The sequence below is a fragment of the Lysobacter sp. ESA13C genome, assembly GCF_019970005.1.
Lineage (GTDB): Bacteria > Pseudomonadota > Gammaproteobacteria > Xanthomonadales > Xanthomonadaceae > Lysobacter > Lysobacter antibioticus_B.
The window spans coordinates 134,864-154,668 of record NZ_JAHXYK010000012.1 but is presented as its reverse complement, the minus strand read 5'-3'; the positions used below and the strand labels follow the sequence as shown (position 1 = coordinate 154,668).

The window sequence follows — 19,805 nt, the reverse complement described above, 5'->3', positions numbered from 1 at the left end:
GCGGCGTGAGCCGCGACAAGCGAAGCGGTGTTTGCGAACGCAGCCTCCGAAACTCGGGCCATCGAACGGCTTTCCGGATCGTTGGCGCGGCTCGTCCCGTCTTCGGTCACGGCGCTTGCGTACCTTTCTGCGGTTGGTCGCGGCTTACGCCGCTCCTACAAAAGCTCGCGATTACTCGGCCGCGTCCTTGCTCACCGCCGCGATCGCCGCGATCCGCGCACGCCGCACCGCTTCGCCGACCTCGGGTCCGGCCAGGCCGGGGGCGACGTCGTTCGCGCGCACCTTCATCGCCGCGCGCACCGCTTCGCGCAAGGCCGCGCCCGACGGATACGGTTGGTCCTGCAGCCCCAGGCGCCCGCGCTTGTCGGCCTCGCAGACCAGGCTCATCTGCTCGATCCGCTTCGGGTTGCGGAAACCGTCGCAGCGCGCGATCAGCTCGTAGACGCTGCGCGGGCGCATTTCGGCAAGACGGTGCACGTTGAGGTGTTCGCGGCAGACCGCTTCGGCGAGCAGGCGATGCTCGGTCGGCACCTTGAGGCGCTCGCACACGGCCTGCAGCGGCTCCAAGCCGCCCTGTTCGTGGCCGTGATGGCGCGGCAGCAGTTCGGCCGGGGTCAGCGCCTTGCCGAGGTCGTGGGTCAGCGCGGCGAAACCGATCAGGTCGTCGCCGGGCGCGAGCTGTGCGGCCATGTCGAGCACCATCTCGGTGTGGATGCCGGTGTCGACTTCGGGGTGGTATTCGGGGCGCTGCGGCACGCCGTACAAGGCCTCGACTTCCGGCAGCACCACGGCCAGCGCGCCGGCGTCGTGCAAGGTGCGCACGAACGCCGAAGGCCGCGCGCAGGTCAGCGCACGCCGCAGTTCCTGCCAGACGCGCTCGGCGACCAGCGCCGACAGCTCGCCGGATTCGGCCATCTGCCGCATCAGCGCCATGGTTTCCGGGGCGACGCTGAAACCGTGCTCGGCGAAGCGGGCCATGAAGCGCGCCGCGCGCAGCACCCGCAGCGGGTCTTCGACGAAGGCCGGGCCGACATGGCGCAGCACCCGCGCTTCGATATCGCGCGCGCCGCCGTAAGGGTCGACCAGGCGGCCGTCGTCGGTGCGGGCGATCGCGTTGATGGTGAAATCGCGGCGGGCCAGATCGTCTTCGAGCGTCACCGAAGGATCGGTGTCGACCACGAAGCCGCGGTAGCCGCGCCCGGACTTGCGTTCGGTGCGCGCCAGCGCGTATTCCTCGCCGGTTTTCGGGTGCAGGAACACCGGGAAATCGCGGCCGACTGCCTTGAAGCCGGCGGCCAGCATGGCCTCGGGCGTTTCGCCGACGACCACGTAATCGCGATCGCCGGCCGGCAGGCCGAGCAGGGCGTCGCGGACCGCGCCGCCGACGAGATAAGTCTTCATGGTCGTCTCCAGGCGGGAATGGGGAATCGGGAGTTGGGAATCGTTGAAGCGGATCCGCCTCTCCCGTGGAAGTCTGCAAGCAAGCCGTTGCGATTCCCGCTTCCCGATTCCCGGCCGCTCAACGCGGCGAGTTCTGCGCGAGCAGGGCGACGATGTCTTCCGCTCCGGCGCTGCGGCCGAGGTGGCGGATGATCGGCGTCGCCTGGCCCGACACCCACAGGCGCAGCTCGGCTTCCAGATCGAAATGGCCGGCGGTCTCGAGCGAGAACATCACGATGCTGCGATACGGCAGGCTGAGGAATTCCGTCTTGCGGCCGGTGACGCCCTGCTTGTCGACCAGGATCAGGCGGCGATCGGTGAACACGATCAGGTCGCGGACCTCGCCGAACGCGCGCTGCACGGTTTCGCCGGGTGCGAGCAGGGGTTGGAAGTCTTCGCCGACCTTCTCGGCGGATTTGGCGCCGGCATGGCCGAGCAAGGTGTCGAGCAGCCCCATGGGGATCTCCTTGTGATGGGCAGTGGCCTGCATCCTAGCGCGCGCTGGCGGCGGCGGCGATGAGGCCTTGCTTTAAGGGTAGGAGCGGCGTGAGCCGCGACCAAAAGCAAAGGCGTACGCAGGCGCCCTCGACGAAGATTCGATAAACGGTAGGAGCGATCCGGAAAGCGACGGTTTGTTCGGGTTTCGGATACACAGCGCAAAGCGACCGTCTGTCCGGGTTTCGGATACCTAACGCTTTCGCTCACCGCTGCGGTTGGTCGCGACTTGCGTCGCTCCTACCCAAAAGCGCGGCGCCGCTTCCCTTGTAGGAGCGACGCGAGCCGCGACCAAAAGCAGAGGCGTACGCAAGCGCCCTCGACGAAGATTCGATAAACGGCAGGACCGATCCGGAAAGCGACGGTTTGTCCGGGTTTCCGATACTCAACGCTCTCGGTCACCCCCACGGATTGCCGCGCCGGTTCGGGTGGTTGCGCGGTCGCGACTTGCGTCGCTCCTACCCAAAAGCGCGGCGTCGCCTCCCTTGTAGGAGCGGCGCGAGCCGCGACCAAAAGCAGAGGCCTACGCAGGCGCCCTCGACGAAGATTCGATAAACGGTAGGAGCGATCCGGAAAGCGATGGTTTGTTCGGGTTTCGGATACACAGCGCAAAGCGACCGTCTGTCCGGGCTTCGGATACCTAACGCTTTCGCTCACCGCTGCGGTTGGTCGCGACTTGCGTCGCTCCTACCCAAAAGCGCGGCGTCGCCTCCACTGTAGGGGCGGCGTGAGCCGCGACCAACCGCAGAGACGTACGCCAGCGCCCTCGACGAAGATTCGATAAACGGCAGGACCGATCCGGAAAGCGACGGTTTGTTCGGGTTTCGGATACACAGCGCAAAGCGACCGTCTGTCCGGGCTTCGGATACCTAACGCTTTCGCTCACCGCTGCGGTTGGTCGCGACTTGCGTCGCTCCTACCCAAAAGCGCGATGCCGCTCCTGCCCTGGATACGTGCCTCAACCGGCGTGCGCGTTTAGTCCCAGGATTTCCGGCAGATGCGACAGCACCGGCGTCGGGCTGACGCCGAGCTTCAGCAAACCGTTCTCGACGCTGGTCGAGTCGGTCTGCAGCGAGCGCCAGTTGTCGCGGCTGATCGGTTTGCCGGGCAGCCACTCGCCGATCTCGGCCTGCAGTTTGCCGAGCGATTCCGGCAGCGGCAGCACCGCGCGCAGGCGCCGGCGCGCACGCGCCGTCGCGCGCACGATCTCGGCGAGGGTCATCACCTCGGGGCCGACCAGGTTGTAGCTGCGGCTGACGTGGCTGTCGTCGGCGAGCGCGTTGACGAAGGCCTGGGTGACGTCGCCGATCCAGACCGGCTGGAAGCGCGCGTTGGCACGTCCCATCGGCAACAACGGCGCGTAGCGCAACAGCGCGTCGAAACGGCAGAACAGGCCGTCGCCTGGGCCGGCGATGACCGAAGGGCGGAACAAGGTCCAGGCCAGCTTGGAGGCGCGCACGCGCTGCTCGGCGCGGCCGCGCGACTCCAGGTAATGGCTGTGGCCGGTGCCGGCGTTGAGCGCGCTCATCTGCAGCAGCCGCGACACGCCCATGTCGCACATCGCTTCGAGCAAGGCGTCCAGCAGTTCGACGTAGACGTGCTCGAAGCCGGCGCCGCTGTCGCCCTGCTCGTTGAGGATGCCGACCAGGTTGACCACCGCGTCGACGTCGTCGAGCACGGCGCGCAGGAAGTCCGGGTTGCCGATATCGCCTTCGATGATGCTGGCATCGCGCGACAACAGCTTTTTCTTGGCCGGGTCGACGCCGCGGCTCAGCACGGTGATGCGGTAACGCTCGCGCAGCAGGTGCTCGACGAGATGGCGGCCGACGAAACCGGTGCCGCCGAGAATCAGAACATGACGACGGGGCATGGCGGCAGGCTCACTCTTGTTCGGCCGGCGCCGGCGCGGTCGCGGCGGCGCTCGCCGCCGGGCAGGCGAAGGACTTGCGCTTGCCGGTGGCGATGCCGCGCATGCGGTCGCTGACGTTGTGGGCGTCGCCGTTGAGGCGCCAGTCGTAGATCACGCTGAAGGCGAGCACGCGCGCGACGTATTCGCGGGTCTCTTTGTAGCTGATGGTCTCGATCCAGAACTCCGGCTCCATGCCCGGGCGCTGCGACTGCCAGCGCGCCAGCGGCGCCGGGCCGGCGTTGTAGCCGGCCATCGCGAAGTAGGGCTGGCCGCCGTACTTGTCGAGCAACTGACGCAGGTAGGCGGTGCCGAGGATGATGTTGGTGTCGGAGTCGTACAGGCTGGCGGCGCCGCCCCAGGGCAGGCCCAGGCTCTTGGCGACCGCCGCGCCGGTGCCGGGCAGCACCTGCATCAGGCCCATCGCGTTGGCGCCCGAGCGCGCGGTCGGGTTGAAGATGCTCTCGGCGCGGATTTCGGCGGCGACCCAGGCCGGGTCGATGCCGTTCTTGGCCGACTCGCGGCGGATCGTGTCGCCGTGGTGCAGCGGGAAGCGCAGGTAGTACAGGCGCTGCTCCTGCGGGGTCTTGTTGAGCGAGAACACCGCGCGGTCGAACCAGTTGTAGCTCTGCGCCACTTCGATGGCGATGCGGCGCTGGGTGTCGTCGAAGCGGCTCAGCGCATCGTCCCATTCGCGCACCGCCCAACCGGTGCGTTCGATCTGGAACAAACCCATCGCCCGCAACAGGGCCGGGTCGCGCGCGATCGCGGCCTTGGCCGCGGCGCTGTCGGTCGGTTGCACCGGGCACAGCGCATACGGCGCGCCGAGCCGGTCGGCGGCCATGAAGCCGTGGAAATCGGTCTTCTTCGCCGCTTCGCGGTAGAGGCGGTCGGCGCCGGCCTTGTCGCCGGCGCGTTCGCTGAGGCGGGCCTCGAAATACTGCCAGCGCGAATCGCCGCGTTGCTTGGCGCCCATCTTCTTGATCGCGGCGAGTGCGCCGGCCCAGTCCGAACGGGCCATCGCTTCGCGCGCGCGCCACTCGTGCAGGCGTTCGTCGTAGGCGACCTCGGGCACGGCGTTGAGGCGGCGCGCCGATTCGGCTTCATAGGACGCCACCGACCACAGCGCGGTCTGGTACAGCACGCGGCCGCGGTCGGCGTCGCTGAAGCCGAGCGCGTTGGCGTACTTGGGCAATTGCTGCTCGGCGCTGGCCGGCTGAGCCTTGGCGAGCTTGGCCAGGCCGTAGGAAGCGATCTTGCGGCTGCGTTCGGTCTTCGGCCACGACAGTGCGCGTTCGTTGACGCTGTCGAGGAAGGCGGCGTAGTCGTTCGCTTGTGCGAGTTCGGCGGCGGGCAATCCGCGCGCGGCCGAACGCATCACTGCCGGCTGCCATTCGGCGGCCGCGGCCTCGATGCGCTCCCAGCGCAACTCCGGCGACAGCGCGCCCTGGGCCGCGAGCACCGCGAACGGGCCGTCGCAACTGTCGGGCAGGGATTTGCCGCTGCTGCGCCAGATCGCCTGCGCTTCGCGCGTCCAGCTCTCGTCGGTGCGGCCCAGGGCCTGGCGCGCGTTCAATTCGGCGCAGCGCAGGCTGACGCTGCGTTCCTTGCCGGTGGCGCTCTTCGGCGTCCATGCGGCGAGGAAACTCGGCCAGTCTTCGCGACGCGCGGTCGCCGCCAGCCAGATTTCGCGGAAGGCTTCGCCGGAGGCTTCCTTGCCGCGACGGGCGAGGAAATCCTGGGCCTGGCCGTTGTTGACCGTGTCGATGCCGCGGCGCAGGTTGGCGTATTCGATCCAAGCGTACAGCGGGTGCCGCGCGAGATCGGCGTATTGGCCGCTGTCGAACTGGCCGCGTTCGGCCGCTTCGATCGCTGCGCGCAGGCGCGGCAGCAGCGGGTCGACCGCCGGCGCCGGCAATGCGTTCACGACCGGCGCCGGCTTGATAGCGGCCTGGGTCGGCGCCGACGCCGTGGTCTGGGCGCAAGCGGTGGTGGCGAGGGCCGCGGCGAGCGCAGCGATGACGAGTGTGTAGGGGCGTGGCAGCATCGTCGGACTATAGCCCAGCACGCATGAATGCCTTATGTGAACATTCGCTGTCGATGCGCTGCTTGCGAAGCGCGTCGCAGCTTTCCCGGCGCTCGCTCGAAGACTGGCCTGCGCATTCGCGCCGTTACTGCCGCGCCGTTGTTGCTTCAGGATCGTGGAGGCGATGCGAAGGTTCGGTGCGATCGGGCTCGTGCGGTGGATCGTTGTCACACGTTGGTCTTGCGGCCGCGCCTGCGAACGGGCGCATCGTGGCAGGCGTTCGCGGCGCGGCACTGCGACCATGTAGGCTCGACCCTGATCTTGCGGAGCATTCGACGGTGACAGCCTGGTTGGTTTTTCTCGCATTGGGCGCCGTGGCCGGCGTGCTCGCCGGCTTGCTCGGCATCGGCGGCGGCCTGGTGCTGGTCGCCGCACTCGCCTGGCTGGCGCCGCTGATGGGCATTCCGCAGGAAGCGGCCATGCACACCGCGCTGGCCAGTTCGCTGGCCAGCATCGTGTTGACCGCGACCGCCTCGGCCCGCGCGCATGCCAAGCGCGGCAGCGTGATGTGGCCGACCGTGCGCTGGATGGTGCCGGGGCTGCTGCTCGGCGGTTGGCTCGGCAGTTTCGTCGCCGTGCGCGTCGACGGCGATTGGCTGCGTTTGATCGTCGCCGGCTACTGCCTGATCGCCGCCGCGCAGTTGCTGTTCGGCAAGAACGGGGCGCCGCTCGCCGACGGCGCGCCGCCGCCGCAGGGCCTGCCGCTGTCGGCCGCGGGCGTCGGCATCGGCGCGGTGTCGGCGGTGGTCGGCATCGGCGGCGGCAGCATGACCGTGCCCTTGCTGGTCTGGCGCGGCGTCGCCCCGGTGCGCGCGGTCGGCACCTCCTCGGCCTGCGGCGTGGCGATCGGCCTGGCCAGTGCGGTCGGCTACGCCCTCAACGCGCCGGCCGGGGCCTTGCCCGAGCACGCCATCGGCTACGTCTACCTGCCGGCGGCGATCGGCGTCGCCATCGCCTCGGTGTTCGCCGCACCCTACGGCACCCGGCTCGCTCACAAGCTGCACGGCGACACCCTCAAGCGGGTGTTCGCAGCCTTCCTGATCCTGGTCGCGGTCAGCCTGTTGCTCGGCGGCTGAAGCGCGACCGCGGTCGCGTTTGCGCGCCTGGCCGCCCGAGCTGCGGCCGTCGCCGGGTATTAACTGAACAGGCGTCGGTCGTTCGCCCATAGGCGACGTACGTCTCAGCCCGCAGCCGATCCCGATCAGAAATGGGACCGAGTTGGCAAGTAGTCCCTATTTGCGCCTTGTGGCGGATTCACGAATTGTTTACAACCTCCCGGTGCCGTCCGACATGGATGGACGGCGTGCCAATAGCCATCAGAGCTACAGCCACATTCTTGAGGGAGAGAGAGTCGATGAAAGTGTCGCGTCGTCATGCCTTGGCGAAAGCCATTCAGTTGTCCCTGCTGGTCGCCCTGCCGGGGCTCGCAGCCGCCCAGGAAGCAGCGCCTGCCCGAGACGCCACCACGCTGGACACCGTCCAGGTCACCGGCACTCGCATCAAGAAGGCCGAGATCGAAAGCCAGGTCCCGGTCCAGACCCTTACCCGCGACGACATCGAACGCACCGGTCTGACCTCGATCGGCGACGTGGTGCAGGAGCTCACCGGCGCCGGTTCGGCGCTCAACACCAAGTTCAACTCCTCCGGCAACTTCGGCTTCTCGCCCAACGGCGACGGCGTCGGCGCCGGTTCGGCCCAGGTCGACCTGCGTCACCTCGGGCCCAAGCGCGTCCTCGTCCTCGTCGACGGCATGCGCTGGGTCAACGAATCCTCGGCTTCCGGCGTGGGCGCGGCGACCGACCTCAACACCATCCCGCTGGCCATCGTCGAGCGCATCGAAGTGCTCGAGGACGGCGCCTCGTCGCTGTACGGCTCCGACGCGATCGCCGGCGTGGTCAACATCATCACCCGCCGTAATTTCGATGGCGGCCAGATTACCCTCAACTACGGCCAGTACGGCGAAGGCGACGGCGAGCTCAAGGGCTTCGACGCGGCCTGGGGCTACAACACCGACCGCGCCAACCTGTTCCTGGGCTTGAGCTACGTCGATCAGGACCCGGTGTTCTCGCGCGACCGCGAACTCTCGCGCGTGCCGGTGCCGGGCCTGGGCGTGGAGACCGGCAGCTCGGCGACGCCGAACGGCCGCTTCATCATCACCCCGGCGACCGCCAGCACCGCGTGCCCGCTGACCGATACCGACGACGATCCGAGCACGCCGTCGATCCCGTTCTGCAACATCACCACGCCCAACGGCAGCAGCTTCCCGAACGGCGTGCGCTACCCGCAGGACTTCATCCGTTTCACCGGCGCCAACCGCTACAACTTCGCCGAACAGAACATGCTGCTGACGCCGTCCAAGCGCACCGGCGTGTTCGGCCAGTTCCGCTACCACTTCAACGACAACGTGCAGGCCTACGTCAAGGCGCTGTACAACCGTCGCGAGTCGGTCAACCAGGCCGCGCCGGAACCGCTGTTCCTGGGCCTGGACGCCGGCACCGGCAACCCCTGGTCCGAGCACATCACCGTCTCGCGCCTCAACCCATATAACCCGTTCGGCTTCGACCTCACCACCGAAGGCGCCAACCCGAACCTGGTCCTGATCGGCCGTCGTCCGGTCGAGGGCGGCCCGCGCATCTTCGAGCAGGAAGTCGACACCAAGTACATCGCCGCGGGCGTGGAAGGCAGCTTCGACGCCGGCGACCGCACCTTCTTCTGGGACGTCAACTTCGCCAGCAACAAGAACGAAGCCGAACAGACCAACCGCGGCAGCTACAACATCCGCAACATCAACATCGCCGTGGGCGACCCGGCCGTGTGCGCCGCGACCCCGGGCTGCGTGCCGCTGAACCTGTTCGGCGGCCCGGGCACGATCACCCCGGCGATGCTGCAGTGGATCAGCCCGATCGTGCGCGACCGCAGCGAGCAGAAGCTGCAGACCTTCACCGCCAACCTGTCGGGCGACCTGTTCGAAGCCTGGGCCGGCCCGCTGTCGTTCGCCGCCGGTTACGAATACCGCAAGTACGAAGGCTTCTATTCGCCCGATGCGATCACCGTGGCCGGTTTCTACAACGGTACCCAGTCGTTGCCGACCCAGGGCGAGTACGACGTCAACGAAGCCTATGTCGAACTCAACCTGCCGCTGATCAAGGAAGGCAGCTTCGGCAAGAGCCTCGACCTGAGCCTGGCCGGGCGCTATTCGGATTATTCGACCTTCGGCGGCCAGTTCACCCCGAAGTACGGCCTGCGTTGGCAGGTCGCCGATGAATTCCTGCTGCGCACCACCTACGCAGAAGGTTTCCGCGCGCCGTCGATCGGCGAGTTGTTCGGCTCGGCCAGCCGCGCCGACCTGCAGCTCAGCGATCCCTGCCTGATCTCGATCACCGGCTCGCCGGCGACCGGCAACCGCGCCAACTGCGCCGCCCTCGGCGTGCCGGCCGGCGCAACCCAGGCCAACAGCCAGATCTCGGTGCAGACCGGCGGCAACCCGGACCTCGAGCCGGAAACCGCGCGCAGCTTCACCGCCGGCTTCGTCTACAGCCCGGCCTGGGCCGCGGGCGTGCCGTGGTCGGACAAGTTCGATTTCGAAGTGACCTTCTACCGCCATTCGCTGGAAGGCGCGGTGCAGGCGATCGACGCCCAGACCCAGCTCAACCTGTGCGTGCAGACGCTCGACCCGACCTACTGCGGCGGCATCACCCGTTCCAGCGTCGGCGGCATCAACTCCTTCGAGAACAAGCTGACCAACCTGGGTTCGATCAAGACCTCCGGCTGGGACGTGGACTTCTTCTGGACCCTGCCGGAGACCTCGCTCGGCCAGTTCAAGGTCAGCTGGCAGAACACCTTCGTGACCCAGTACGACGCCGTCGGCGCGGCCGGCCAGGTGCAGCCGCGCCGTCCGGGCGTGGAAGTCAACGACAGCGCGATCCCGGAGTGGACCTCGAACGCGAGCCTGTCGTGGAAGCGCAACGCCTGGACCGCGTCGTGGACGATCCGCCACATCTCCGACATGACCGAAATCTGCCAGGCCTCGGCGCTGGATTCGCCGTACTGCGATAACCCGGTCACCGGCGACAACAAGCTCGATGCGATCACCTACCACGACCTGCAGGTGGGTTATCACATCGACTGGCTGAAGGGCCTGCAGATCACCGGTGGCGTCAACAACGTCGCCGACAAGGATCCGCCGGTGTGCCTGTCGTGCTCGCTCAACGGTTACGACGCCTCGACCTACGACATCCCGGGCGGTCGTTTCTTCTACCTGCGCGCCGATCTGCGTTTCTGATCGACGAACAGCGACCGGCGTGAGCCGGTCGCTGGCGGGGCAAGGCTTGAAACACGAACGGCCGGTGCTTGCACCGGCCGTTTTGTTTTGGGCGCCGATGCGTGGTGTTGCTTCGTGCCCCCGCTCTTCCTGTAGGAGCGGCGTGAGCCGCGACCGCGTCGTTGCGGTCTCGCGGCGTATCGCTGCCGCAAGATCCAGATCCAGATCCAGATCAAACGCCTAAAGCTTCCGCCACTAAAGCGGCGGGTTACTTTCTTTTGTCTAAAGCAACAAAAGAAAGCTAACCAAAGAAAATGCTTTGTTTTGAATCACCAGCCCGCACGGTCGATGCCGACGCCGGTATTTTTCATACGGGACATCCCTGTCCCGATGAAAAACGGCCCGCATCCATGCGGGCCGCCCTCCGGGTCTTCGATTGCCTTCGCTAGTGCGGGACGACGCACAGCACCAGCAAAATCCTCACGGCAACGGCAACGGCAACGGCAACGGCAACGGCAACGGCAACGGCAACGGCTGTTGTCGTTGCGATGCTCTAGGGGTAGGAGCGGCGCGAGCCGCGACCGCGCGGCTGCAGTTTGCGTCGCGGTCCGCACTTGACCATGAATCCATCCGCTTCGTTGCTTCTATTGTCGTATCGAGGCGATCACGTAAGAGCCGCCGTGGCGTGCGATTACGCGGTCGCGGATTGTGACCGAAGGAAATCCAGTAGGACGCCGCTCCTACCCCGGGGAGCGTTACAGCAAACTGAGGTTGCCGTTGCCGTTGCCGTTGCCGTTGCTGTGCGCCGTCTTGCACTAGCGAAGGCAAAGGAAGACCCGGAGGGCGGCGCGCAGGGATGCGCGCCGTTTTTCATCGGGACAGGGATGTCCCGTATGAAAAAGCCCCGCGGAAGCGCCGCTCGTGCGGGCTTGTGATTCAAAGAAAAGCATTTTTCTTTGGTTACCTTTCTTTTGTTGCTTTAGACAAAAGAAAGTAACCCGCCGCTTTAGTGGCGGAAGCTTTTGGCGTTTGATCCTGATCTTGCTTGAGTGATTCGCAACGAGACCGAAGCAGCGCGGTCGCGGCTCGCGCCGCTCCTACCCTTGCGACGGCACGCCGCTTCGATGGGCGGCATCGGCACTACTTCTCGGAGCGTCCCGCGGTCGCGGCTCACGCCGCTCCTACAGAAGAGCGGCATCGCGGCCTTCGCGCAACAGCGACGCTATTCGGAGCGCAGCGCGCTGTGGGGGACGTCGAGCTCCAGCGACAGCGCCAGATGATCGGACAGGGCGGCGGGCACGGCGCGGGCGCCGGCGAAGCCGAGGCCGTCGCCGAGCAGGATGTGGTCGATCGCCCGCTGCGGACGCCAGCTCGGGAAGGTCGGCAGGGCGCTCGATGGCGGTTGCAGGCGGGTGTTGCGGAACAGCGCCTGCATTTCGGGGCGATCGGCCGAACAGTTGAAGTCGCCCATCAGCACGGCGTGCGGGTGGTCGTGCAGCAGTTCGGCGATGAAGGCCAGCTGCGAGGCGCGCGAGGTCGCGCCAAGCGAGAGGTGCGCCACCGCCACGGTCAGGCCGTCGTCGTCGTCGCCGTAGTGGGCGATCAGCACGCCGCGGCCGGAGATGCGCCCGGGCAGGGGATGGTCGACGACCTCGCGCGGTTCCAGCTTGCTCAACAGGCCGTTCGCGCTGGAGGCGACGCTGCCGACGCGGCGGTTGGGCTGGTGGCTCCAGTACTCGAAGCCGGCGCGTTGGGCGAGGTAGTGGGTCTGGTTGGTGAAGCCCGAGCGCAGACTGCCCGGGTCGCTTTCGTTGAGCCCGACGATGTCGTGTTCGCCGGCCAACTGGGCGATGGTGTCGAGGCTGCCGCGCTTGTTGCCGGCGGGCAGCACGTGCGACCAGCTGCGCGTCGCGTAATCGCTGTAGCGACGCGTGCTGGAGCCGGCCTGGATGTTCGCGCTGAGCAGGCGCAGCCGGCGTGTATTCATGCGGGGGAGCGTCGGGCGCGCAGCCCGATCAGCCCTTGCTCGCCGGAGCCGGGGCGGCGGCTGCCGGTGCCGGCGTTGCGGCCGGTGCGGTCGAGCCAGCCGGTGCTTCGGCCGGGGCGGCAGCGGGTGCCGCGCCCTGGGTGGCGGCGCGCTCGCGTGCGACCAGGTGGTCGGTGATGCGCAGCATGTCCTCGAAGCTCTTGCCTTTGACCAGGTACTTGCCGTTGACCACCAGCGAGGGGCTGGAGCTGACGCCCGAGCGCTGCATGAACTGTTCGGCGCGCTTGAGCTTGGCGTTGATCGCGAAGCTGTTCATGGTGCCGATGAAGTCCTGCGGCTTGGCGCCGAACTTGGCGTAGAACTGGCCGAACTGTTCGTCGGTGACGCTCTGGTAGGAGAGCGACTGGTCGATGTGGACGGCGCGGAACATCGCCTCGTGCGACTTCTCGAGCAGGCCGAGGGTCTGCGCGGTGTAGAAGGCCTTCGCGAACGGAACCGGGTTGGCGCCGAACGGGCCGGCGATCGGGGTGAACTTGACGTCGGCGGTCTGCTTGGCGCGCCAGTCGAGCACCTGCGGTTCGAACTGCGCGCAGTGCGGGCAGGTGTAGCTGAAGATCTCGGCGACTTCGATCTTGCCGGCAACCGGCTCGTAGGGCTGGCCGGCCGGGATTTCGTCGTAGTCGGCGCCGACCACCGGGGCCGGGCCGGCCGGCGGCGTGGCCACGGCGGCGGGCTGGATCGCCGGCGCTTCCGGCGCTGCGGGGGCGGCCGGTGCGCCGTCGGCCGGGGCTGCGGTCGCAGCGTCGGTGGTCGCCGGGGCGGCGCTGTCGGCCGGGGCCGCGGTTTCGGTCTTGGTGCAGGCGGCGAGCGCGAACAGGGCGCTCAGCACGAGCGGATAGCGGGACAACGAAGCCATACGCGAATTCATCAGGGAAATCTCCGCAATACGTTCAAAGGAAGTGTGGGCATCGGCGCCGGGCTGAAGCGCTCGTCGCGATGCCGACAGGAGCGGCGTTCAGGATAACGGCCGCGGCAGGGAAGGGGGAGTGCAGGGTTCGGCCGGGATGCGGAAGGGGCGAGTCGCCGTGGCGAGTCGCGACCCCAGCACCCCCGCCGTAGTAGCGATCAGCGCTTGCCCGCGCGTTCGCGCGCGACCAGGTGATCGGCGACGCGCAGCATGTCGTCGAAGCCTTTCTGGGTGGTCACGCGGTACTTGCCGGCGACCACCAGCGACGGCGTGCCGTCGACGCCGGCGGCCATGATGAAGGCCTTGGCGCGCTCCATCGCCTTGGCGGTCGCCGGGCCGGCCATGGCCGTCGCGAAGGCCTGACGGTTGGCGCCGTGCTGGGCGTAGAAACCGGCGATTTCGTCGGTCGAGGCGTTCTGGATCGGCAGGCGGTGCTGCTCGTGCAAGGCGCTGAACATGGCCTCGTGGGTCTTGCCGAGCAGTTTCATCGATTGCGCGGTGTAGAAGGCCTGCGCATACGGGTTCCAGTAGCCGCCGAACGGCGCGGCCAACGGCACGAAGTTGACGTCGGCCGGCTGCCTGGCGCGCCAGGCGGCGACCTGCGGCTCGAAATGCGCGCAGTGCGGGCAGGTGTAGCCGAACACTTCGACGACTTCGACCTTGCCCTTGACCGCGGCGAAGGGCTTGCCGCCTTCGATCTCGACGTAATCGACGCCGGCTTCCGGCGCCGGGCCCGCGGGTGCGGCCGCCTTGGGCGCGGCGAACGCGGCGAACGGAAGCACTGCGAGCAGGAACAGGGAGGCCAGGCGTGGATTCATCGGAAAGTCTCGTCGGTGGCGGAATGAACGGGCGTAAAGCTTGCGCCCTCCGGCGACGGCCGGCCGGGCATAAAAAACGCCGGCACCAAGGATAGCGGCCGGCGTCTTCAACAGGAGTATCGGTACGACCCCGGTGTGCGCCAGAAGTTCCACTACCGCGACAAGCGGTGACTGCGGTCACCTTATGCGCGGGCCTGCCTGGGCAGGTCGTCCGACCATGCCGCCTGATCGGGCCCGCTGATCAGGTCGGCTGATCAGGCGCCGCAACGAAAAACGCCGGCCTGTCTCCAGGCCGGCGTTCGTCTGCATCGCGTTGGCGCGAGGCTCAGCCCTGGGTGGGCTGGGCCGGTGCGGCCGCCGGAACGGCTGGAGCCGCGGCGGGCGTCGCTGCCGGGGCCGGAGCGGCCGGGGCGGGTGCTGCCGGGGCGGGTGCTGCCGGTGCGCTGGCGGCCGGTGCGGCCACTGCGGGAGCCGGCGCATCGGCGGCGGCGACGTCGTCGGCGCGTTCGTGCAGGCCCTGCAGGTAGCTCGACAGCGAACCGATTTCCTCGTCGCTGAGCTGCTTGGCGACCGTCGCCATGATGTTGAACAGGTGCGGGTCCTTCTGCGTGGTCGTGCCGGCGCGGTATTCCTCCAGGCGACGCTGCGAGTAGGCGGCCTGCTGGCCGGCGATGTGCGGGTAGGCCGGGCCGGGGTTGCCGGCGCCGCTGGGGCCGTGGCAAGCCATGCAGGCCGGGATGCCGCGAGCCTTGTCGCCGTTGCGGAACAGTTGCTCGCCGACTTCGAAGAACTTCTTGCCCTTGTTGACGCCCGAGGCGATCAGGGTGTCGTCGGCGACGCCGGCGCCGGACTTCTGGGTGGCGAAGTAAGCGCCCAGGTCGCGGGCGTCCTGGTCGCTGAGGGCGTCGGCGAAGGGCTTCATCGCCGCGGCCATGCCGGTATTGCGCTCGCCGCTCTTGAACAGGGCGATCTGGTGGGCGATGTAGCGCTCGCTCTGGCCGGCCAGGCGCGGGTACTGCGGATCGGTCGGGTTGCCGTCGAGGCCGTGGCAGGCCGCGCAGGTGCCGGCCTTGGTCGCGCCGGCCTTGACGTCGCCCCAGGAGGCCTTCGCCGCGGCGTTCAGCGGCGCGGTCTGGACCGGCTCCTTGTCGGGAATCGGCGTGACCGTGGCTTGGGCGTACGCAACGGCGGCGGCCGCGAGAGCGGCGAGGCCGACGAGGCCTAGAACGCGGGCTTGGCTCATGTAGCTGGGCTCCGAACTACTGGCTTGCTGGGTGGCAGGCTGAAAGGGGCGTACTGGGGACCGGACTGTGCGCAAGCTGCCGCCACCGGAACCTCGGAATTATCTTCGCCGGCCCCGACCGGGTCAACGCGGATTCAGTCTGCGGCACGCCGAAGGGTGGGGCGTGCGATCCTAATGGCATGAACAATCCCCTCGCCCGTGCCCGTTACCTGCTGTCGGCGCACAACGTAAAGCAGCTCCCGCCCGACGGCGGCTACGAGGTCGCCTTCGCCGGCCGCTCCAATGCCGGCAAGTCCAGCGCCCTCAACGCCATGTGCCAGCAGAACGCCCTGGCGCGGGTGTCCAAGACCCCGGGCCGGACCCAGCAGCTGGTGTTTTTCGACGTCAGCCCCCTGTACCGCGGCCCCGAGCCCGCCCCGGAGCCCGACCGCTTCCTGGTCGACCTGCCCGGCTACGGCTACGCCAAGGTCCCGCAGAACCTGCAGGCCCACTGGCAGGCCTTCCTGGACCGCTACTTCGGCACCCGCGAGGCCCTGCGCGGGCTGGTCGTGGTGATGGACATCCGCCACCCGCTCAAGGACTACGACCGGCAGATGCTCGGTTACGCGGTCGAACGCGGCCTGCCGGCGCATGCGTTGCTGACCAAGGCCGACAAGTTCGGTCGCGGCCAGCAACAGCAGCAGCTGATGATGGTGCGCAAGGAACTGAGCTCGGCCTTCGGCGACACGGTCAGCGTGCAGACCTTCTCCGGCGAGTCCAAGCAAGGCGTCGAAGAGGCCTGCGCGGTGGTCTCGCGCTGGCTCGAACTGGTCCCGCCGCCGGCCGCCTGAGCCGGCCGCGCCGTCGGCCAGCCGATTCTGTTTCAGAAGCCGCTGGCCGCTCCGCCCGCGCCGACTGCGTTACTCCCTGGGTAGAAGGGCTTCCGCGCGACCTGCGCGGAGGGCGATCTTCGGCTCAAGGAACGAGATGGACACGATCACCGACCCCCAGACCATCCTGGCTGCGGGCGCCTATGGCACGGCGCTGCTGTTCTTCGCCTACGGCGCCTATGCGCTGCTCAAGACCCGCAACGCCGAGCAGAACAAGAACGTGCGCTGGTATCTGGGCATCGGCGCGGCGGTGGTGGTGGCGATGATCGGCTTCGACACCCTCAAGAGCTGGCGCAGCGGCGAGCGCGTGGTGCCGAACGTCTACCTGACGTTCTCGCCGCGCTTTTCGGCGATCGACCTGCCCGACCCGGAAATCATCTACCGCGGCCAGGCTTTCCCGCCGAACGCGGCCATCGAGGTCGCCGACAACAACAGCAGCATCAACATCTCGGTCGATTCGATCATCAAGAAGGTCGAGGACTTGCAGCAGAACAACCGCGACCTGCAGAACGCGGTCGGCAGCGCCGCGCTCGCCAATCAAGCGCCGGAGCTGGCCGACGAGATCGCCGCGGCCAAGGCCGGGGGCGAGGACGCCTGCGCCGGTGGCGATGCGACTCTGTGCGGCTGGAAGCAACTGTCGGAAGGCAAGCTCGACAGCGCGCAGGAGACCTTGACCCAGGCGGTCAAGGACACGCCGGCCAGCAATCCCAAGACCCGCGCGACCGCGTTGAGCGGGCTCGGCGAGATCTACGTGGGGCAGGGCCGCATCGCCGAGGCCCAGGTGGTGCTCAGGAAGGCCGCCGCGCTCGGCAACGAGGGGGCGAAGAAGCGCCTGGACACGTTGGCCCTGCCGCCGCCGGAGCGGCGTTTGCAGCCGGTGCCGACGGTGACGCGCGAGCAATTGCGCCGCGAAGTGCGGGCGGCTCAGCCCGGGCGCGGCTGAGGCCCGGGCGATGACGCGCGCTGCCGCTATGGCGTCGGCAGCGGCCTGCTCGCGCTGATCTCGCCGCGCGGGTCGTAGTCGCGCGCGGTGTCGCGCACGCCGTCGCCGTCGCTGTCGAACTCGCCGCTGACCGGGCGGTTGTCGACGTAGTCGATGTGTTTGATCAAGTTGCCGCGTTTGTCGAACCATTGTTCGTTCTGCAACACGCCGCGCTTGGCGGCTTGCTGCCAGTCGACCTGGCCGTCGCCGTCGTAGTCGGCGCTGCGGCCGGCGAGTTGGCCGTTCTCGTAGCGGCTGGCGGTCTCGCGCACGCCGTCGAAGTCCTGGTCTTCCTCGATCTCGGTCGCCAGCCCTCGCTCGTCGTAGTGGGTGCGTTGGTCGACCTCGCCGTCGCTGTTGCGGTCGGCATCCACGCGTTGCAGGAGCTCGCCCTCGAAGACCAGGGTCTCGTCAGGCCGGCCGTCGTCGTTGTAGTCGACCGGCTGCTGGCTGGCGTGCGGTTGCATGGCGATGCCGGTGGCGATGGCGCCGCCGAGGGCGCCGGCGATCAGGGCGAACACGATGCCGCCGAGACCGGCGCCGGTGTGGCGCGAGGGCAGGCGTTGGTTCAAGGGGCGATAGAGATTTCCGCCCTCCACGTGCGCCGGCGTGTCGTCGTCGCCGTAGTCGCGATCGACTTCGTCTGCATCGTCCTGGTCGTCGAGCGGCACGGCCGTGTCCTGCCACGCCTGGATGATGGTGCGTGCGCGTTCGGCGTCGTCGTCGGCGACTTCGAGCCGGACCGCGCCGCCGACCGGCAACAGGCCGGCGCCGCCTTCGAGGGCGCCGCCGAACACGAACGAGCGGATGCCTTCCTCCGCCAACAAGCCGCGCACGAGCTGCGCGTCCGCCGAATGGGCGGCGTGGTAAACGATCTGCATTCGGCGTTCCCCCCGGTCGCGGACGTCCTGCCGCGAGACCGGAGTATGCCGCTTGACCGAAGTGTGCCGCGAGCTCAGCCGGTGGCGCGCGCGGCGAACACGCCGTAGGGCGGCAGGCGCAGGCGATCGCCGGTCCGCTCGCCCGAGGGCAGGCCGTGGCCGTGGTCGATGTGCCAAGTGCCGGCTTCGGACAGATTCAATTCCGCCTCGGCGCCGCCGAGGTTGAAGGCCATCAGCACCGCGTCGGCGCCGCTGCCGCGGACGAAGGCGATCACCGGCTCGTCGCTGGCGAGAAAGCGGATCGCGCCGTCGAGCAGGGCCGGCCGGGTCTTGCGCCACGACAGGAAACGGCGGAAGCGGTTCAAGGACGAATCCGGGTCGTGCTGCTGGCGGGCGACGTCGAGGCCGCGATGGCCCTCGGCGATCGGCAGCCACGGCGTGCCGGTGCTGAAACCGGCCTGCGGCGTGCCGTCCCACGGCATCGGCGTGCGGCAACCGTCGCGGCCCTTGAAGGTCGGCCAGAAGGCGATGCTGAAGGGGTCGCGCAGCGCCTCGAACGGCAGCTCGGCTTCAGGCAGGCCCAGTTCTTCGCCCTGGTAGACGCAGACCGAACCGCGCAGCGAGCACATCAACGCGCTGAGCATGGAGGCGAAGTGCGCCGGCTTGTCGCCGTGGCCCCAACGCGAGACCACGCGCTGCACGTCGTGGTTGGAGATCGCCCAGCACGGCCAGCCTTCGAGCATGCGTTCTTCGAGCGCCTGCGCGGTGCCGCGGATATGGGCGACGCTGTAGTCCTCGGTCAGCAGCTCGAAGCTGTAGCCCATGTGCAGGCGGCCGTCGCGGGTGTATTCGTCCATGGTCGCCAGCGAGTCTTCCGAGGAAATCTCGCCGAGCGACACCGCGCCTGGATAGCGGTCGAGCAGGTTGCGCAGCTCGGCCAGGAAGTCGAGGTTCTCGGGCTGGTTGTTGTTGTAATAGTGGTATTGGAAAGCGTAGGGGTTGTCGGGGCTGAAACCGCGCCCGACCCGCAGCTCGCGCGCCTTCGGCGGGTTGTCGCGCAGTTGCGCGTCGTGGAAACAGAAGTTGATCGCGTCCAGGCGCAGGCCGTCGACGCCGCGGTCGAGCCAGAAGCGCACGTTGTCGAGCACCGCCGCGCGCACCGCCGGGTTGTGGAAGTTCAAGTCCGGCTGCGAGGCCAGGAAGTTGTGCAGGTAATACTGCTGGCGGCGCGGTTCCCAGTGCCAGGCGACGCCGCCGAACAGCGACATCCAGTTGTTCGGCGCGGTGCCGTCGGGGCTGGCGTCGGCCCATACGTACCAGTCGGCGAACTCGTTGTCGCGGCTTTCGCGGCTGCGCTTGAACCACTCGTGCTGGTCGGAGGTGTGGCTGAGGACCTGGTCGATCATCACCCGCAGGCCCAGCGCATGCGCCTTGGCGAGCAGGCGGTCGAAGTCGTCGAGGTTGCCGAACAAGGGGTCGACCGCGCGGTAGTCGGCGATGTCGTAGCCGAAATCGATCATCGGCGACTTGAAGAACGGCGAGACCCAGATCGCATCGACGCCGAGGTCGGCGACGTAGCCGAGCTTGTCGATGATGCCGGGCAGGTCGCCGACGCCGTCGCCGTCGAGGTCGCGGAAGCTTCTGGGGTAAATCTGGTAGATCACCGCGCCGCGCCACCAGGCGTGTTCCTGCGATGCGGCGGGGGTCGGAAGATTGACGGCTGACAAGAGGCGCCCCTGATGGCGTATGCGGTCTTCGTGCTGCACTGCCGCGATGGGCGCCAGCTTAGCGCCGGGCGCGTTCGCGGCTCGCCGGCCTGCATACGTATTCATGCCCAAACGACCGATGAAGTGCGACATGAATGCGACTG

Annotated in this window: 13 protein-coding genes and 1 pseudogene; 4 read left to right on the top strand and 10 right to left on the bottom strand. The window is 68.1% G+C overall.

Annotated elements, in window-relative coordinates:
• Positions 1-171: 171 nt before the first annotated feature.
• The 4 genes from LC490_RS20840 to LC490_RS20825 all read right to left on the bottom strand — a co-directional run bounded on the left by LC490_RS20840 (position 172) and on the right by LC490_RS20825 (position 5,909).
• Positions 172-1,401: a multifunctional CCA addition/repair protein gene (locus tag LC490_RS20840; RefSeq protein WP_223621475.1), complete on the bottom strand. Its 1,230-nt coding sequence runs from the start codon at positions 1,399-1,401 to the stop codon at positions 172-174.
• A gap of 118 nt (positions 1,402-1,519) precedes the next feature.
• Entirely contained in the window at positions 1,520-1,897 is a 378-nt protein-coding gene (locus tag LC490_RS20835) for a PH domain-containing protein (RefSeq protein WP_031371277.1), read from the bottom strand.
• Positions 1,898-2,893: 996 nt separating this feature from the next.
• Complete coding sequence (locus LC490_RS20830; RefSeq protein ID WP_223621474.1) at positions 2,894-3,805, bottom strand: complex I NDUFA9 subunit family protein; 912 nt, start codon at positions 3,803-3,805, stop codon at positions 2,894-2,896.
• Positions 3,806-3,815: 10 nt separating this feature from the next.
• Complete coding sequence (locus tag LC490_RS20825) at positions 3,816-5,909, bottom strand: lytic transglycosylase domain-containing protein (protein ID WP_223621473.1); 2,094 nt, start codon at positions 5,907-5,909, stop codon at positions 3,816-3,818.
• A 296-nt stretch (positions 5,910-6,205) separates the two neighbouring features.
• Between LC490_RS20825 and LC490_RS20820 the strand changes: the two genes are divergently transcribed.
• Both LC490_RS20820 and LC490_RS20815 read left to right on the top strand, forming a co-directional pair.
• On the top strand, positions 6,206-7,003 hold the full coding sequence (locus LC490_RS20820; RefSeq protein WP_223621472.1) for a sulfite exporter TauE/SafE family protein: 798 nt from the start codon (positions 6,206-6,208) through the stop codon (positions 7,001-7,003).
• Between the two features lie 278 nt (positions 7,004-7,281).
• Positions 7,282-10,209 (top strand): TonB-dependent receptor, encoded by a 2,928-nt coding sequence (locus LC490_RS20815; RefSeq protein ID WP_223621471.1) that lies wholly within the window; start codon positions 7,282-7,284, stop codon positions 10,207-10,209.
• 1,201 nt (positions 10,210-11,410) lie between these two features.
• Here the strand turns inward: LC490_RS20815 and LC490_RS20810 are convergent.
• The 4 genes and pseudogenes from LC490_RS20810 to LC490_RS20795 form a co-directional block, all read right to left on the bottom strand.
• Positions 11,411-12,175: an endonuclease/exonuclease/phosphatase family protein gene (locus LC490_RS20810; RefSeq protein WP_036149715.1), complete on the bottom strand. Its 765-nt coding sequence runs from the start codon at positions 12,173-12,175 to the stop codon at positions 11,411-11,413.
• 28 nt (positions 12,176-12,203) lie between these two features.
• Entirely contained in the window at positions 12,204-13,091 is an 888-nt protein-coding gene (locus LC490_RS20805; RefSeq protein WP_223621469.1) for a thiol:disulfide interchange protein DsbA/DsbL, read from the bottom strand.
• A gap of 209 nt (positions 13,092-13,300) precedes the next feature.
• A complete protein-coding gene (locus LC490_RS20800; protein ID WP_223621468.1) occupies positions 13,301-13,960 on the bottom strand; it encodes a thiol:disulfide interchange protein DsbA/DsbL in 660 nt (219 codons plus the stop codon).
• 481 nt (positions 13,961-14,441) lie between these two features.
• Positions 14,442-15,203 (bottom strand): annotated as a pseudogene (locus tag LC490_RS20795) (c-type cytochrome); the annotation flags it as partial.
• A 179-nt stretch (positions 15,204-15,382) separates the two neighbouring features.
• Between LC490_RS20795 and yihA the strand changes: the two are divergent.
• Together yihA and LC490_RS20785 are read left to right on the top strand one after the other, a co-directional pair.
• Positions 15,383-16,033: a ribosome biogenesis GTP-binding protein YihA/YsxC gene (gene yihA, locus LC490_RS20790; RefSeq protein ID WP_031373953.1), complete on the top strand. Its 651-nt coding sequence runs from the start codon at positions 15,383-15,385 to the stop codon at positions 16,031-16,033.
• Between the two features lie 136 nt (positions 16,034-16,169).
• Positions 16,170-17,015: a tetratricopeptide repeat protein gene (locus tag LC490_RS20785; RefSeq protein ID WP_031373954.1), complete on the top strand. Its 846-nt coding sequence runs from the start codon at positions 16,170-16,172 to the stop codon at positions 17,013-17,015.
• Positions 17,016-17,041: 26 nt separating this feature from the next.
• Here LC490_RS20785 and LC490_RS20780 read toward each other — a convergent pair whose 3' ends face one another.
• Entirely contained in the window at positions 17,042-17,935 is an 894-nt protein-coding gene (locus tag LC490_RS20780; protein WP_223621467.1) for a DUF2007 domain-containing protein, read from the bottom strand.
• Between the two features lie 74 nt (positions 17,936-18,009).
• Complete coding sequence (locus LC490_RS20775; RefSeq protein WP_223621466.1) at positions 18,010-19,662, bottom strand: alpha-glucosidase; 1,653 nt, start codon at positions 19,660-19,662, stop codon at positions 18,010-18,012.
• Positions 19,663-19,805 lie beyond the last annotated feature (143 nt).

What these genes read in the sequence shown, in the direction of transcription:
- LC490_RS20840 (WP_223621475.1), bottom strand. Translation starts at nt 1,401, where the DNA reads ATGAAGACTTATCTCGTCGGCGGCGCGGTCCGCGACGCCCTGCTCGGC.
- LC490_RS20835 (WP_031371277.1), bottom strand. Translation starts at nt 1,897, where the DNA reads ATGGGGCTGCTCGACACCTTGCTCGGCCATGCCGGCGCCAAATCCGCC.
- LC490_RS20830 (WP_223621474.1), bottom strand. Translation starts at nt 3,805, where the DNA reads ATGCCCCGTCGTCATGTTCTGATTCTCGGCGGCACCGGTTTCGTCGGC.
- LC490_RS20815 (WP_223621471.1), top strand. Translation starts at nt 7,282, where the DNA reads ATGAAAGTGTCGCGTCGTCATGCCTTGGCGAAAGCCATTCAGTTGTCC.
- LC490_RS20810 (WP_036149715.1), bottom strand. Translation starts at nt 12,175, where the DNA reads ATGAATACACGCCGGCTGCGCCTGCTCAGCGCGAACATCCAGGCCGGC.
- LC490_RS20805 (WP_223621469.1), bottom strand. Translation starts at nt 13,091, where the DNA reads ATGGCTTCGTTGTCCCGCTATCCGCTCGTGCTGAGCGCCCTGTTCGCG.
- LC490_RS20800 (WP_223621468.1), bottom strand. Translation starts at nt 13,960, where the DNA reads ATGAATCCACGCCTGGCCTCCCTGTTCCTGCTCGCAGTGCTTCCGTTC.
- yihA (WP_031373953.1), top strand. Translation starts at nt 15,383, where the DNA reads ATGAACAATCCCCTCGCCCGTGCCCGTTACCTGCTGTCGGCGCACAAC.
- LC490_RS20785 (WP_031373954.1), top strand. Translation starts at nt 16,170, where the DNA reads ATGGACACGATCACCGACCCCCAGACCATCCTGGCTGCGGGCGCCTAT.
- LC490_RS20780 (WP_223621467.1), bottom strand. Translation starts at nt 17,935, where the DNA reads ATGCAGATCGTTTACCACGCCGCCCATTCGGCGGACGCGCAGCTCGTG.